Annotated in this window: 12 protein-coding genes; 2 read left to right on the top strand and 10 right to left on the bottom strand. The window is 35.2% G+C overall.

Annotation, left to right across the window (positions count from 1 at the left end; all coding sequences use genetic code 11):
• Positions 1-61: 61 nt before the first annotated feature.
• The 10 genes from MARIT_RS07015 to ychF all read right to left on the bottom strand — a co-directional run bounded on the left by MARIT_RS07015 (position 62) and on the right by ychF (position 15870).
• Positions 62-691, bottom strand: a complete 630-nt coding sequence (locus MARIT_RS07015) for a trimeric intracellular cation channel family protein (protein WP_100211139.1) — start codon at positions 689-691, stop codon at positions 62-64.
• Positions 692-693: 2 nt separating this feature from the next.
• Positions 694-1812 carry a DEAD/DEAH box helicase gene (locus MARIT_RS07010; RefSeq protein WP_024742500.1) on the bottom strand — a complete coding sequence of 373 codons (1119 nt, stop codon included), beginning with the start codon at positions 1810-1812 and terminating at the stop codon, positions 694-696.
• A 31-nt stretch (positions 1813-1843) separates the two neighbouring features.
• Positions 1844-2236 (bottom strand): acyl-CoA thioesterase, encoded by a 393-nt coding sequence (locus tag MARIT_RS07005; RefSeq protein WP_100211138.1) that lies wholly within the window; start codon positions 2234-2236, stop codon positions 1844-1846.
• Between the two features lie 554 nt (positions 2237-2790).
• Positions 2791-3399: an IS630 family transposase gene (locus tag MARIT_RS07000; RefSeq protein WP_100211083.1), complete on the bottom strand. Its 609-nt coding sequence runs from the start codon at positions 3397-3399 to the stop codon at positions 2791-2793.
• Positions 3368-3862, bottom strand: a complete 495-nt coding sequence (locus tag MARIT_RS06995; RefSeq protein WP_024742594.1) for a helix-turn-helix domain-containing protein — start codon at positions 3860-3862, stop codon at positions 3368-3370. Before MARIT_RS06995 ends, MARIT_RS07000 begins: the two co-directional genes overlap by 32 nt.
• A gap of 161 nt (positions 3863-4023) precedes the next feature.
• The gene (locus tag MARIT_RS06990) at positions 4024-5958 is read right to left on the bottom strand and encodes an OmpA family protein (RefSeq protein WP_100211137.1); all 1935 of its coding nucleotides are present in this window, start codon (positions 5956-5958) and stop codon (positions 4024-4026) included.
• Between the two features lie 18 nt (positions 5959-5976).
• Entirely contained in the window at positions 5977-6927 is a 951-nt protein-coding gene (locus MARIT_RS06985) for a PorP/SprF family type IX secretion system membrane protein (protein WP_231975175.1), read from the bottom strand.
• Positions 6928-6945: 18 nt separating this feature from the next.
• Positions 6946-13581 carry a T9SS type B sorting domain-containing protein gene (locus MARIT_RS06980; protein ID WP_157926222.1) on the bottom strand — a complete coding sequence of 2212 codons (6636 nt, stop codon included), beginning with the start codon at positions 13579-13581 and terminating at the stop codon, positions 6946-6948.
• A 397-nt stretch (positions 13582-13978) separates the two neighbouring features.
• The gene (locus MARIT_RS06975; RefSeq protein ID WP_174683265.1) at positions 13979-14653 is read right to left on the bottom strand and encodes a DUF2461 domain-containing protein; all 675 of its coding nucleotides are present in this window, start codon (positions 14651-14653) and stop codon (positions 13979-13981) included.
• 125 nt (positions 14654-14778) lie between these two features.
• Positions 14779-15870, bottom strand: coding sequence for a redox-regulated ATPase YchF (ychF, locus tag MARIT_RS06970; RefSeq protein WP_024742132.1), 1092 nt, complete (start codon positions 15868-15870; stop codon positions 14779-14781).
• A gap of 189 nt (positions 15871-16059) precedes the next feature.
• Between ychF and MARIT_RS06965 the strand changes: the two genes are divergently transcribed.
• The gene (locus MARIT_RS06965; protein WP_024742131.1) at positions 16060-16626 is read left to right on the top strand and encodes an RNA polymerase sigma factor; all 567 of its coding nucleotides are present in this window, start codon (positions 16060-16062) and stop codon (positions 16624-16626) included.
• 75 nt (positions 16627-16701) lie between these two features.
• The gene (locus MARIT_RS06960; RefSeq protein WP_100211135.1) at positions 16702-17691 is read left to right on the top strand and encodes a FecR family protein; all 990 of its coding nucleotides are present in this window, start codon (positions 16702-16704) and stop codon (positions 17689-17691) included.
• The last annotated feature ends 27 nt before the right edge of the window (positions 17692-17718 follow it).

Here is a 17718-nt window from a genome sequence, read left to right as displayed (position 1 = left end):
TTATCCTTGCTATTTTATTTGAAAAAGACCCGAAACACATCTAAATGTTCTTTTATAGAATCTATTCCATTTTTTTTCCAAAAACATCTTTTCTTATCCTTGGAAGCTCTAGCTCATAACGAACTACAAGTACCCTAATTAAAATGATAGTTAAAGCAGAAATTACAAATTGAATGGTAGCGTTCGTACTTAAAAACTCTAGTATCAAATACACTATTCCACCAATAAAACAAGCAGAAGCATAAATTTCTTTTTTAAATATTAATGGAACTTTTCTAGTTAAAACATCTCGAATCACCCCTCCAAAAACTGCTGAAATAACTCCCATGATTAAAGCAATAAAAGGGTGCAATCCAAAATCAAGACATTTCTCCAATCCTAATAGAGTAAAAACACCAATTCCTACGGTATCAAATAAAAAGAACGTTTTTCGTAAGGGAGCAATTTTACTCTTAAACAGGAAAGTTATAAATACAGCTATGAGTATTGTCCAAATATAGTTCATATCACTAATCCAATTTATCGGATGTGAATCAATTAGAACATCTCTCAACATTCCTCCACCAACTGCGGTTACAAATGCAATGATAATTACTCCAAATATATCAAACTGCTTCTTTATAGCTACTAATGCACCCGAAATTGCAAAAGCAAAAGTACCTAAAATGTCTAATGCATAAATTACACTCATTTTTAGATGTTCACTTCAGTAAACTCAATATCTAAGGCTTTTTGCATCTCATAAATACGCTCTAATTCATTAGGAAGAATCAATGCCAAAGAAATACCTCTCTTTCCACCTCTTGCAGTTCTACCACTTCTATGTGTATAATACTCTATATTTTCTGGCAATTGATGATGTAATACAAAGGCTAAATTATGAACATCAATCCCTCTAGCAGACACATCCGTAGAAACTAATAATTGTAAGCTCTCATTTTTAAACATACGCATTACTTTTTCTCTTTCTCTTTGCTGCATATCTCCTTCTAGAGCATCTACAGAAAACCCTTCTTCTTTTAATAATTTTGTTAAATTTTGAGTTCCTGCTTTCGTTCTACAAAAAATCAAACCTCGTTCGCTTCCTCTGCCTTCTAAAAAACGAATCAAAACATCTACCTTTTCTTTTATTGTTGTTTTTACAAACCTATGTGTAATATTAGCATTTACTAATGCATTTTTATTTACTTCTATCCTTTTAGCATTTGGAGACATATAAGTTTTTATGATTCTTTGGATTTCCTCAGGCATAGTTGCTGAGAATAGCCATGTATTACGAGCTCCATTTGTATATCTTAGTATTCTATTGAGGTCTTGCTTAAACCCCATACTTAACATTTCATCTGCTTCATCAAGTATCAATGTTTTTATCTCTCTCAAGTTAATAGCACCTCTTTCTATTAAATCGATTAACCTCCCAGGCGTTGCAACAACAATATGGGTTACTCGTTCTAAGTTTTTAACTTGCTTTTCTATCTTTTCTCCTCCATAAACTCCCTCTACAAAAATCTGACTATCAACATACTTGGTAAATTTAAATAACTGTTTCTTTATTTGTTGAACCAATTCTCTTGTTGGCGATAAAATTAAAGCTTGTATATTGGAATTAGAAGTATTAATCTTATTTAAAACAGGTAAACCGTAAGCAGCCGTCTTTCCTGTTCCTGTTTGTGCTAATCCAATAAAATCAGTAGAAGCATTTAATAATAAAGGAATTGTTTCTTTTTGAATTGGAGTTGGGTGCTTTATCCCTAACTCTTTTAATCCTTTTACAAAACTTTTATGGACTCCTAATTCTAAAAATGTTGACATAATCTTTTCTATAATTCAGGCAAAGGTAATTTTATTTTACTGGATTTAATAGATTTAAAACACTTTCTGTTATTCTGGCCGGTCGTCTTCCTTTTTTATCTAACAGACAAAATGTTGTTTCTGCTTTTGCTAGTACCTTTTCTTCTTTTAATATATGCACATGTCTTACCGATTTTACTCCTGCTGTTTTTCCTACCCAAGTTCTTATAGTTACTACATCTCCTAATACAGCTTGCTGTAAATAGTCAATTTCATGACGGATAATAAACCACATATAAGGAAAATCTTTTTCATTACGAGTTAGAAAACTCCAATGTTTATCAGCAGCCCTTTGCACCCATTCTAAATATACAACATTGTTTACATGGTTTAAATAATCTATTTCGCTTGAGATAACGGTATGTTTAAATTCAAAAAATTCCATAATACTTTTTTAAGCGAAATTACTAGCATTTTATTTAACAATACTCATTATAATTCGTATTTATTCGTTAGATATATTTTATGGAGCTATTTGAATACTCTCATTTTTCTTAGATATCTGTCTAGCTCAGGATATTCTAACAATTGATTCCTAACTATTCTCTTTATTTAAAAGGTCTATTTATCACTATAATATCTATCGATTTCCGCAAAAAATAACTGCTGATTATAAATCATGCAAATAAAAAATAATACTTTAAATTTTATTTTATCATAGAAGACTATGCTACTAATCGTTGGCGCTTTCTAAAGTTGTTTACAATAGTTTTTAACGTTTCCAAACCTACTGACCAATGATTTCTGTGATGTTGATACTACAAACTACTTGATTTGAGTCAAACTATTTTTATTGAAAGCTGCCAGTATTAGGAAGAGACTTATTACTCATTCCTAGTGCCTTATCATACATTTTACTAGCTTGATCATTCGAAATCAACAACATTTCCTTTTAAGGTTATTTTATTATTTTTTTATATTAACTATGAATTATACGATTTAAACTTTAAAATGCGTTATAAATATTTCTTTGTATCTATAATCAGCTACAATTGATTTTATAAGTTCATTGTCCATTTGATTTACAATTTGATATAACCATTGTTTTAATTCTGTCATATTTTGAAAATACTTATTTCTAAAACGATACTTGATATATTGCCATATTTGTTCACAGGGATTAAGTTCTGGTGTGTACGGAGGTATTCTCAAGAGAAAAATATTATCAGGCACATTAATATTTTTTGAGGAATGAAAAGCGGCATTATCTATAACTACAATTTTATATTCGTTAGGATTATGTAGAGAAAAAGCCGCTAAATAGGCTTCAAATATTTTTGAATCTACTCCATTAATTTCCCACACAAAACTATCTCCATTTATAGGAGAATAGCTACCCCACAGGTAAGTATTAGAAAATTTATGTTGGTAAGACACTACTGGTTTTAATCCTACTAACGATAGACATTTACCTACAAAGGTCTTCAGACCAAATCGAGATTCATCTTGAAAATATAAATTGACGCTATCAAATCTATTATTCTTATTTAGACTATCTCTAATCGAATTAAACCTATCAGGAAGTTTTAAAAAATTCAGCCGAAGCATCTTTATCTTTCTTAACGTTACTTTTTCTTGGAACTTTAAGAGTAGTACCTAATTTAGTTTTTAAGTATTTCCAAAGCCATTGATATTCAATCTTAACACCGTGATTTACTTCTAACCACTTTTGAACATCTTTATAACCATTGAATTGAACTCTTTCTTGGTTCAACAGATTCTGTAACTCCTTGTGAATAGCAGGAGTAATTATTTTTGAGGATCTATTACGTTTGTCTGGACTTAGGTAATAATCTATTCCTTTTTCTCTATATATCTTCAACCATCTATGAAGAGTACTATAATTGATAGAAAGGATACTAGCTATTGGACCTAATGTTTTATAACCTCCTGAGCTAATTAAAAACAAAACTTTAAGCTTTTGTGAACTCTTAAAATTGGTTACTTTTTGTTTGTACGATTCTAATGTGTCTAAATCTTCTCTAATACGGATTTGAGTCAGTCTTCCCATACCTTAAAGATAATAAATTTAACTTAAATTAAAGTTTAATTGGTATTACACCAACAATACGAGACTTCCTAGTACTCTCCATAAAACAAAAAAGCCTTAGAATCACTAAAATTCTAAGGCACTTTTTATTTACTTGCTTCTCAAACAAACAACTATAATCACTATTTCTTAACTATATAAAAATAAGATCTTCGATTTAGTTGATGTTCTTCTTCACTACACTTATTTCTATGTGCGTCATCACAATGATTTAATAATTGATCTTCGCCATATCCTATTGCACTCGCTATTCTTGAACCCTCAATACCTCGTGAAATTAAATAATCTCGGGTTGATTTAGCTCTCCTATCTGACAATCTTCGGTTATACCCCTTAGACCCTCGACTATCTGTATGCGATTCTATCCTTATCACCATATTCGGGTGGTTATTCATTACTGATACAATATGCTCTAACTCATACTCCGCATCCTCTCGAATATCCCACTTGTCAAAATCAAAATAAATAGGTTTAATTACTATTTGATCCTCCACTATTAATGGAACTAATCCTAAATCTACTTCTTGTATTCCCGATCGTTTACCACTAGTAGCCACTGCCTCTTGTGCTGATTTATAATCTGACTGCTCTGCTACAACTACATAATTCGATTTACACGAAACCTGTTCAAAAGTATATACTCCATTCGAATCGGTTTGCTGACTCGCTATGATCGACCCTGATTCATCAATGAGCTTCACCATTGCTTCTGCTAAAACTACTCCTGTTCGTAAGTCTCTTACCTCTCCAGAAATTCCTTGAACACATTCATAAATTAAAAAACTATAAATATCATCATCTCCCTTTCCTCCATCACGGTTAGAGGAAAAGAATCCTTTATCTAAACCTTGGTTCAATACAAATGAAAAATCATCCCGATTACTATTAATTGGACTTCCTAAATTCTCCGGTTTTGTATAAACTCCATTTTCTTTCTTGCTCTCAAATACATCCAATAACCCTAAGCCCAAATGCCCATCTGACGAAAAATACAACGTTTGGTCTGATCCTATAAATGGAAACATCTCTCTACCTTCTGTATTAACTGGTCTTCCTAAATTTTCTGGTTTCCCATATCCTCCTGATGCTTCTATAGATACTTTATAAATATCTGAAGATCCTAATCCTCCAGGCATGTCTGATACAAAATACAACGTTTGTTCATCTACACTTAATGCTGGATGCCCTACGGAATAAGACGCATTATTAAAAGGAAGTTCCTCCGGAGTACTCCAAACTCCCTCTTTTAATACCGATTTATAAATCTTTAAACGAGACGTTCGTTTTTTATCTTTATGCAAACGCTTTCCATCATAGTTATTTCGCGTAAAATACATTGTGCGACCATCTTTGGTTAAGATCGCATTTGATTCATGGTATCCCGTTGCTATTGGTGATTTTATTGAAACCGTTTCTTCAACCTCTAGAATATCACTCGAATCACCCATTAATTCATCCAGCTTCATCGACGATTCATATAGGTTCAAATAAGGTTGTTTATTCCATTTATACAACTTCGGATTGCCTCCAACCGCCTTAGAAGATGCATAATAAAGCTTATTTCCTTGAATAAAACCTCCAAAGTCAGAGTACTTCGTATTACTTGATAAATTATGCACATTCAAATAAGTCTCTGGCTTATTGGTATAAGCTGAAAAATAATCTTTATTACTCAATAGCTCTCCTCCACGACTATCTTCCTTTTGTAATGCATTAAACTTTAACATCCAACTATCTGATAAAGATTGCTCCCCATTACTCTTTAAACTTTGAGCATATTTAAACAAATACTCCGGAGATACACTGGACGCATACTTGCTTAATAACTCTCCATACCAATGTGATGCTTCATTCGTTTCTGAATTAAGGTAATGGCAATCTCCTAAACGTTCCAAAACTAATTGTGATCGATCTCCTCCTTCATATAACTTCTTATATAATTCTGAGGCTTTTTTATAAGAGTATTCTTTAAAATACCGGTCCGCAGCATATTTTCGCTGACCAAAACTAAACGTGGTTACCAATAAGGCAACGAATATTAATATATAGTGTTTCATAATTGTTCCTTATTTGAGTTAAAAAAATCTTGGTGATAGTACACTTACCTCCTTAAAGATCTCATAGCGTAACATAATCTCATGAGTTCCTGAATTGTAATTCTGCAAATTACTCGTTGTCAAATCATAAGCATATCCTATATGAAGACCCTCCGTTACTTGAAATCCTAAAATACCACTGATCGAATCATCCCAACGCCAAGAAATACCCGCATTGAATCGATCATGGAATAAAAAGTTCGCTGAAACATCTAAAGATAAAGGTGCTCCGGATACTACTTTTGTTAAAACCGCAGGTTTAAACTTTATACGATCGTTTAATTCAAAAACATATCCTGCTATTAAAAAATAATGCATACGCTCTGCTGCTACAGATTCTAAATCATTGTCATAATGATCCGTTCGTAAAAAATTTGGAACAGAAATACCTGCATACCATTTTGGGGTATAATAATACAACCCCGCTCCTACCGTAGGTAAAAACTTATTATTGATATTTTCATTCAATAATTTATCCGTTGCATCTCGGTACCTCCCTTTGCTCCAATCAATATTAAGCAAACGAGCTCCTAGTTTTAGTCCAAAGGCAAAGTTCCCTTCATCACTAGTACGCAAGGTGTAAGAAGTATTCACATCTAATGACGTTTCATTTACGGGACCAATCTTATCATTTACCAAATTAACTCCTAAGCCTACTCCACTATAACCTAGTGGAGTATCGTAACTTAGTGTTTGTGTTTCTGGGGCTCCTGTAAATCCTACCCATTGTGTACGTGCCAAACCTGTAATTGTTGTATGCCCCCGCGATCCAGAATACGCAGGGTTTACACTCATCGTATTATACATATACTGTGTGTACTGAGGGTCTTGCTGACCATATATCGTAAATGATAGCAAGAATATTCCTAGTAATAAAATATTGCGTTGTAGTAAAATATTCATATTGCTTTGTATTTGTGTTAATCTCATGTTTCCTGTGAATTTATACTACCTATTAATGTATAACCATCCTTTTAAAGGTTCTTTCCCTGATTCCCCTAAATCCAGTACATAAAAATACGTCCCTACTGGTAATTTAGAATTCTCATCTATATTTAAGCGTCCATTCGAAACTCCTTTAAATGTATTATCATATCCTTTCTTACTATAAACCAAATTACCCCATCTATTATAAATCTCTAAATTATTATTCGGGTAACGCTCTATAAATTCAATATAAAAAGTATCATTATCACCATCTCCATTAGGCGTAAATTCATTATAGATAGTAACGGTTTCATCCATATCTAAATAATCTGGAATACCATCATTATCCGTATCTTGCGCATCTGTAATACTACCATCTGTATTTGGATCTGGATTCTCATCAATCGTATTCACTCCATCGCCATCATCATCCGTATCTAAATAATCTGGAACTCCATCATTATCCGTATCCTGTGCATCTGTTATAATACTATCTGTATTTGGATCTGGATTCTCATCAATCGTATTCACTCCATCACCATCATCATCCGTATCTAAATAATCTGGAATACCATCATTATCCGTATCCTGTGCATCTGTAACACTACCATCTGTATTTGGATCTGGATTCTCATCAATCGTATTCACTCCATCGCCATCGTCATCGATATCCTGAAAATCTGGTGAACCATCATTATCTGTATCTACTGGATTTACCTTTCCTCCTCCCGAAGGATTCGTATCATCTGCATCTGCAGTATCCACAATTCCATCGCCATCTAAATCTGTTGTACTATCTAAAACGCCATCTCCATCTGTATCTAAACTCCCTGCATCTTGACCACTCTCCACTATATCCAAAATACCATCCCCATCACTATCTAAATCTAAGGTATCTGGAATACCATCGTTATCTGTATCCAATCCTGGGGTACCGTTCTCCTCTATAACATCTAAAATCCCATCATTATCATCATCTAAATCTACTGAATCTACAACCCCATCGCCATCTGTATCTGGTTCTACAACAACCAAAGCCGTTGCCGTATCACAATTCCCTGGGTTTAAAACCTCACATATCTGATACGTAACTGTATAGCTTCCCGAAGGAGTACCTGAAGGTACTATTAAATTTCCTGAACCATCTATACTAACTCCTGTCAGTCCTCCCTCATTTAATACTGTTATTAAAATATCATTGTCATCTACCAAAACACCATTTAACGTATCGTTCTCTGTTACATCTCCTGCGATGCCTCCTGTAAATCCATTGACTGTATCCAATCCAGATGCATCCGTATCGTTATTTGCTACAATTGGCGCTCCTAATACATTTACTACTGAAATTACACTGCTACAATTCATCGGATTCGTTACCTCACAAATCGTGTATTCTACATCATAACTACCCGCAGGAGTACCTGGTGCTACCGTTACTGTTCCGTCTGCATTTAAAGTCAATCCTGCTGGAACATTATCTGGCGTTAACTCAACATCTCCAGGACCTGTCCCAATATTTACTGGCACTCCATTTAATGTATCATTACCCGTCAACGCTGGTGTCGTTCCTCCCGCTAATCCATCAACACCTGCTACTGTATCCGCCACTGCTTCTATTACAGGTGGTACCACTACAATGATTGCCGTAGCTCGATCACAATTTACTGGAGTCGCTCCATTCTCACAAATATCATACTCTATAGTATAATTACCCGCAGGAGTATTTGCGTCAATTGTTACCGTTCCATCTCCATTTAGCGTCAAGCCTGCTGGAACTGTAACTCCACTTAAACTTACCTCGCCGGCTCCTGTTCCTATCACTACTCCACTGCCATCCAACGTATCATTACCAACTACACTGGACGTATTATCTCCTGCCGTAACTGGGCTTCCTGTAAAATCATCATCTACTGCATCTATTGGATTCGATACCACTATAGTTGCCGTAGCTCGATCACAATTTACTGGAGTCGCTCCATTCTCACAAATCTCATACACCACTGCATAACTACCAGAAGGTGTACCAGTAGCAACACTAACTGTTCCATCTCCGTTTAGCGTCAAGCCTGCTGGAACTGTAACTCCACTCAAACTTACCTCGCCGGCTCCTGTTCCTATCACTACTCCACTGCCATCCAACGTATCATTACCAACTACACTAGACGTATTATCTCCTGCTGTAACTGGACTTCCTGTAAAATCATCATCTACTGCATCTATTGGATTCGATACCACTATAGTTGCCGTAGCTCGATCACAATTTACTGGAGTCGCTCCATTCTCACAAATCTCATACACCACTGCATAACTACCAGAAGGTGTACCAGTAGCCACACTAACTGTCCCATCTCCGTTTAGCGTCAAGCCTGCTGGAACTGTAACTCCACTCAAACTTACCTCGCCGGCTCCTGTTCCTATCACTACTCCACTGCCATCCAACGTATCATTACCAACTACACTAGACGTATTATCTCCTGCTGTAACTGGACTTCCTGTAAAATCATCATCTACTGCATCTATTGGATTCGATACCACTATAGTTGCCGTAGCTCGATCGCAATTTACTGGAGTCGCTCCATTCTCACAAATCTCATACACCACTGCATAACTACCAGAAGGTGTACCAGTAGCCACACTAACTGTTCCATCTCCGTTTAGCGTCAAGCCTGCTGGAACTGTAACTCCACTCAAACTTACCTCGCCGGCTCCTGTTCCTATCACTACTCCACTGCCATCCAACGTATCATTACCAACTACACTAGACGTATTATCTCCTGCCGTAACTGGACTTCCTGTAAAATCATCATCTACTGCATCTATTGGATTCGATACCACTATAGTTGCCGTAGCTCGATCACAATTTACTGGAGTCGCTCCATTCTCACAAATCTCATACACCACTGCATAACTACCAGAAGGTGTACCAGTAGCCACACTAACTGTTCCATCTCCGTTTAGCGTCAAGCCTGCTGGAACCGTAACTCCACTTAAACTTACCTCGCCAACTCCTGTTCCTATCACTACTCCACTGCCATCCAACGTATCATTACCAACTACACTAGACGTATTATCTCCTGCTGTAACTGGACTTCCTGTAAAATCATCATCTAATGCATCTATTGGATTCGATACCACTATAGTTGCCGTAGCTCGATCACAATTTACTGGAGTCGCTCCATTCTCACAAATCTCATACACCACTGCATAACTACCAGAAGGTGTACCAGTAGCCACACTAACTGTTCCATCTCCGTTTAGCGTCAAGCCTGCTGGAACTGTAACTCCACTCAAACTTACCTCGCCGGCTCCTGTTCCTATCACTACTCCACTGCCATCCAACGTATCATTACCAACTACACTAGACGTATTATCTCCTGCTGTAACTGGACTTCCTGTAAAATCATCATCTACTGCATCTATTGGATTCGATACCACTATAGTTGCCGTAGCTCGATCGCAATTTACTGGAGTCGCTCCATTCTCACAAATCTCATACACCACTGCATAACTACCAGAAGGTGTACCAGTAGCCACACTAACTGTTCCATCTCCGTTTAGCGTCAAGCCTGCTGGAACTGTAACTCCACTCAAACTTACCTCGCCGGCTCCTGTTCCTATCACTACTCCACTGCCATCCAACGTATCATTACCAACTACACTAGACGTATTATCTCCTGCCGTAACTGGACTTCCTGTAAAATCATCATCTACTGCATCTATTGGATTCGATACCACTATAGTTGTCGTAGCTCGATCACAATTTACTGGAGTCGCTCCATTCTCACAAATCTCATACACCACTGCATAACTACCAGAAGGTATACCAGTAGCCACACTAACTGTTCCATCTCCGTTTAGCGTCAAGCCTGCTGGAACTGTAACTCCACTCAAACTTACCTCGCCGGCTCCTGTTCCTATCACTACTCCACTGCCATCCAACGTATCATTACCAACTACACTAGACGTATTATCTCCTGCCGTAACTGGACTTCCTGTAAAATCATCATCTACTGCATCTATTGGATTCGATACCACTATAGTTGTCGTAGCTCGATCACAATTTACTGGAGTCGCTCCATTCTCACAAATCTCATACACCACTGCATAACTACCAGAAGGTGTACCAGTAGCCACACTAACTGTTCCATCTCCGTTTAGCGTCAAGCCTGCTGGAACTGTAACTCCACTCAAACTTATCTCGCCGGCTCCTGTTCCTATCACTACTCCACTGCCATCCAACGTATCATTACCAACTACACTAGACGTATTATCTCCTGCTGTAACTGGACTTCCTGTAAAATCATCATCTACTGCATCTATTGGATTCGATACCACTATAGTTGCCGTAGCTCGATCACAATTCGCCGGAGTCGCTCCATTCTCACAAATCTCATACACCACTGCATAACTACCAGAAGGTGTACCAGTAGCCACACTAACTGTTCCATCTCCGTTTAGCGTCAAGCCTGCTGGAACCGTAACTCCACTTAAACTTACCTCGCCAACTCCTGTTCCTATCACTACTCCACTGCCGTCAAACGTATCATTACCAACTACACTAGACGTATTATCTCCTGCTGTAACTGGACTTCCTGTAAAATCATCATCTAATGCATCTATTATTGGAATAACTTTTAAAGTTGCTTCATTTACTATCCTTGTACAAGGATTATCAGGATGCGTTACTACTAATTTATATACTTTTCCATCTAACCCAGTTACATTACTTATTGTTAATATAGTTGTGTTGACTCCTGAATACACCCCTGTATTTGATAAATCAACACCATCTTCCTGCCATTGATATACAATAGCACCTGAAACATCCATAGCAGATGCATCTGCATAATTAGGCACCGTTGATGGAGCCGTACCTGTAAAAACAGTTGTACTAGTTGCAATTGCTGAAGTTATTCCAAACGTTACGGGGTTTCCATTTAACACAGCTTGATTAACTAAACTTGCAGCATCTACAATTAACCTTGTAGCAATATCTTCTCTTCCTGTCGTTCCATTATAGCTAGTTCCTAAAATCGCTCCTCCAGTAGTTACTTGACCAGAAGAATTAACACCATCTCCATCTACAAGCCCATCATCATTGGCATCTGCTCCTCCTGATTCTATAGCATCATTACATCCATCATTATCAGAATCTAAATCTAAATAATTAGGAATTCCATCTCCATCTGTATCGCATGAAATTAACGAAACAAAAACTTCATCTATTAACAATGTGTTATATTGAGCTCCAACATTATTATTATAAATTTCTACAGTAACTGTAGGTGTAGTAGAGACAAATAAAAACTCAAACCTCTGCCAGTTTAAACTAAGCACTCCTGTATTTATTGTTTGTAAAACAGTACCTGTCCCATCCTTTATTTGCATTCTAACATCAGGAAAAACACTTGTTGGCTGACCACTAGCTTCTTTTGCTGCCGCCGCAAACAAACTATATGAATACTGTTGATTTATTTGTACCGCTATATTCTCTTGGTACATGAGTACAGGCGAGGTTCCATTAGGATTATCTAATGCTAAATACTTACCTACTGAGTTACCTGTTGCATCTGCTCCCGAGTTCGGCTGAAACCAAGATTGACCATTGAAATCAGCATTTGCTCCTACTCTTACATTTCCTACATTCCCCGCAGGTACATTAGGATGGCTATTTTCAGGACTTCCTACTCCTGAACCAAAATCTTCAGATAACACAGCACAAGGTCTTTCGTTCACATCCAAAATACCGTCATTATCATCATCTAAATCACAAACATCTGAGACTCCATCATTATCGGAATCTAGATTTCCTGAAGTTACTGGATCACATTTATCATTAACTACAATATCAATTTCTGTAGAAACAACACACCCATAAGATGTTCCTGTTACTGTCACTTTATGAGTACCTACCCCCGCTGCAACAGGATCAAAAGTACCATTAGTAGTATCTATAATTCCCGTTCCTGAAAAACTAACACCGCTTACATTTGGATTTGAAGCCTCTGGAGTTATTGCTAAATCAACCGGAGTATCTCCTGTTGTATAAGGTCCTGCAGCTGAAACTTGAAAAGCAAGAGGACCTCCTAAAACTGCCGTATTTGTTCCATGGTCATTATTAGGAGAAAGCGTAATATCAGTTTGCAGGCCTTCATAATTAGTTATCATTAAAATATACGACTCACCTGCCAATACTCCTGGTACATCTATCTGCTCTGATTTATTTGAACTATAATCACAATCTATAGGTACTCCTGGCGGAAAATTCCCTCCTTGACAGTTGTTTACAGCGTCTGGGTCTGAAAAGGGTCCCCAAATCGCAAAATCCACATCTGTCTGAGGTGATGTATTTATAAAGAGATACAAATCTCCTGACTGAACTACTTGTAAAGTATAAAAAGCAGGGTTGGGAGTTGTACTCAATGTAGGCGCTACTGGATACCCTGGTTCAACTCCCGACGTACCACAACTAGGAAGCGGTCCTAAATCAGGAGCAGAAGTTTCTGCTGGAAAGGCTGCATTTGGCGTACACAATACTTCCGCTGTGGGACATGTTGCACCTTGACTGAATAAACTCAAAGAAAAAACCATCATCCCTATGAATAGAACGCTATTCCTGAAAGTTTTCTTTTGAAAGAAAAAGTATTTTTTGTTCATATATTTGATTTTTGGTATTGTTCATTTTTAATATGCTCCTTCAAACCTGATCATTATAAAGTTATGTTTATTACCATATTTTACCCTATACAAAATAGTAAATCTAAAAATAGATTTACCCTGATCGTTTGATTCACAAAAAACTCTTTCATAAAAAAGAGTTGTATTTTGTGCCGTGTTAGTTATAGTAGTTTAGTTTGTTAGATTACTAAAAATGGAATTGGGAGAGTAGGGCTCTTCTTAAGTTTTTTGTTTTCATTTGGAGGATTATTTAATGATTATCTTTCTTTACATTAAGGCTGCTAACTACAACAGCCTTACTTACAAACATACTTTTTTTTTAGAGATATTGCTATATTTTTATTTTTTTTCTTAAAAAAAAGTTAAAAAATATTTTCTAAATCAAACACTCTCCGTTTTCATTGGTAGTTAATACATCGCTCATATAATCCAAAAAAGGTCTTAATGTCTTGTAAGATCTATCTATCTCTACCAAAAATTGTTTTGACAAGACTTCTTTATCTGTAAAATTGCGAATTGCTATAAACCCTTTTTTTCGAATTAAGTGAATTGCTTTGTGATTTCTATCAAAGCCCTTAGGAGCTGTTTTTAGTTCTTCTCCATGAAGAACCCCTCCAAAACATTTAGTAAAATTTTTATTTTCTAAAATATTTTGAATTTCAACAGGATCTATTTCTATCTCTTTTCTTATCCTTAATAGATCTTCTTTATTTGGCTTCCAAAAACCTCCCGCTAAAAAGCTACCTTCTGGCCGTATTCTCAAATAATAGCTTCCTCTTAACTTTTTAGTCCTCCTTGAAAAAGCTCCCGCAAAATGAGGTTGATAAGGTGTCTTATCTTTTGAAAATCGAATATCTCTATATATCCTAAACAACTTAAAATCATCAATTTCATCATGCTTTTCTAAAGCTCCTCTCACTTCATTGTAAAAATCTTTTACTCTTTTTTGCTCTTTAATAAACCTTAATTTATTATCAGAAAACCAGTCGCGATTATTATTTGATTTTAACTCATTTAAAAATGAAAAAGTTGATTTTTCTATCTGTATCATTTACTTTTATTTGCATTTCAATTTAAATAAAAAAAAGCATAAAACAAATCGATTATTTCTATAACAACAAAAATAGCGTAGCAAAGTATATTGCTACGCTATCTAATTCTTTTCGGTAAAAGATACTATACGTTAAACCTAAAATGCATTACATCACCATCTTTTACTATATATTCTTTTCCTTCAACTCTCATTTTTCCTGCCTCTTTCACCTTATTTTCACTTCCATAAGTTTCATAATCTTCATAACTAATTGTTTCAGCTCTAATAAACCCCTTTTCAAAGTCAGTATGGATAACCCCTGCTGCTTGTGGTGCTGTTGCTCCTACTGGAATAGTCCAAGCTCTAACTTCTTTGACTCCCGCTGTAAAATATGTCTGTAAATTTAACAATTTATATGCAGAACGTATTAAACGAGAAACACCTGCCTCTTCTAAACCAATATCAGCTAAAAACATTTCACGTTCTTCATAATCTTCTAACTCTGCTATATCTGCTTCAGTGCCCACCGCTAATACGATTACCTCTGCTTCTTCGTCCTTTACAGCTTCTTTTACTTTATTTACATAATCATTTCCTGAAACAGCAGCTTTCTCATCCACATTACATACATATAATACTGGTTTTGCTGTTATAAATTGTAATGTTTTTACTACTTCTAACTCTTTTTCTGTAAATTTTATAGCTCGAACTGATTTCCCTTCTAATAAAGTTGCTTCTACCTTTAATAATATTTCTAATTCTATTTGAGCTTCTTTATTTCCTGTCTTCGCCGTTCTCTTTACCCGCTCTAAACGTTTTTGAACAGTCTCTAAATCCTTTAACTGAAGCTCTATATCAATAGTCTCCTTATCTCTAACAGGATCTACAGTACTATCCACATGAATAATATTATCATTATCAAAACATCTTAAAACATGTAATATAGCATCTGTTTCGCGAATATTTGCTAAAAACTGATTTCCAAGACCTTCTCCTTTACTTGCTCCACGAACCAAACCTGCGATATCTACTATTTCAACAGTAGCTGGCAAGACTCTTTCTGGAGCTACTAGCTCTTCCAATTTTTGCAATCTCTGATCTGGTACGTTTACAACCCCTAAATTAGGTTCAATAGTACAAAATGGAAAGTTTGCGCTTTGTGCTTTAGCATTAGACAAACAATTAAATAAAGTTGATTTTCCTACATTGGGTAATCCTACAATTCCAGCTTTCATTTTAGATGTTTTATTCGAATTTTTCAGTTGCAAATATAACTTTTTTCATTTCATTTTTTACCATTAATAGGAACTCTATTCACTAGTTTATTTTTTAAATTTTTACTAGTAAAAAAATATTTTAAATATTTTTTACCTATATTTAGGCTTCTTTTTATTAGATTTTATCACTAAAAAACCTTTTTCGTTATGAAAAACCTATCCGACGAACTTATTTGGAGATCTTTAAAGGAAGGGAATATAGAGGCTTTTGAAATTCTATTTAAGAATTTTTATCCTCGCCTTTTCAATTATGGGCTTAAAATTTCTAGAGATATAGTTCTTACGGAAGATTCTTTACAAGATTTTTTTCTATACATTTATGAACGCAGGCAAAACCTAAGCAGTTTAGAAACCATTGCTCCTTACCTATTTTCTTCTTATAGAAGGTTTATTATTAAAATGATACAAAAAGGAAAGAAGAGTCGAATGCTAAGAGATCTAGATAAAAATATGATTGATCTTCAATTTACTCCAGAGGAAGTCATAACTAAACAAGAGGCCACCTCTTTTAGAGAAAAAAACCTAACGCTTATACTCAACAAACTCCCCAAAAGACAACGAGAAGTTATTTATTTAAAGTATTATTGCGATTTAAAGACAATCGAGATTGCTGAAGTTATGGAAATCAACTATCAAAGTGTTGTAAATACAATCCATAAGGCTATCAAAAACTTACGAGAAGATGTTAGTATTTCACACCTATTGAATTCTTAATTTATCACATTTAAAAGGGTATATTTCTAAAAAAGTATCTTATTTAAGATACAAGACCTCTTATTTACAACAATTATGAGTACAAAATCATATAATACGGTGCTTGATTTTTTAGAAGACCCCTCTTTTGAAAGTTGGGCTAAAAATCAAAAACTTTCCGATAAAGAATTTTGGGATTTTTGGCTGAATAACAATCCTGAAAAGCGAAAAATAGCCTACGAAGCAAAAGACATCATTTTAGGCATTCAATTTGATAAAAATAATGTTCCGAAAGAAAAAGTGAATTCGGAATGGGATAAGTTTACTAAAAGAATTCAATCTCCACCTCTAAATAAAACCAAGAAAAGACATTCTTTAAAATGGCTTAGCATAGCAGCCTCCTTGTTATTTTTTTTAACTATAAGCACTTATATCTTCACAAAACCTTCTTATATTACACACACCACTGGTTATGGAGAAATATTAGACTTAAAGCTACAAGATGGTAGTACTGTAAAGCTAAATGCTAACTCATCTATATCTTATTCAGAAAGCAATACTCGAAAGTTATGGCTAAAAGGAGAAGCTTTTTTTAAAGTAGATAAAAAACATAGTACCAACGCCAAATTCTGGGTGCTAACAGATGATTTAGAAGTTGAGGTTTACGGAACTGTCTTTAATGTAAATACAAAAAGGCAAAAAACGCAAGTATATCTGGAAGAAGGAAACATATGGTTAGCTTTAAAAAATGGAGCTACTAAAAAAATGACTCCTGGAAACTTTATTTCTTATTCTTCTGAAAAGAACAAGATACTTGAAGAAAAAGAACTTGCCCCTTCTAACCACAAAGCATCATGGAGAAATGGAAAACTCACCTTTTTAAATTTTTCATTAGAAAATGCTATGAAAAAGATAACAGAAACCTACGGATATGAAGTTGTTTTCAAAGAAGAAATATCTAAAAATAAACTAATTACAGGAACAGTTCCTAATACTAATATAGATATTTGTTTACAAGCTATTGAAAAATCTGTAAACGTTAAAATCAAAAAAGAAAAAGACAAATTAATTATTTATAATAAGTAATCATTAAATGCATATAAAAAATACACG

Origin of the sequence: Tenacibaculum maritimum NCIMB 2154, from assembly GCF_900119795.1 — a bacterium.
GTDB lineage: Bacteria > Bacteroidota > Bacteroidia > Flavobacteriales > Flavobacteriaceae > Polaribacter > Polaribacter maritimus.
This window is presented reverse-complemented; position numbering and strand designations above follow the sequence as displayed.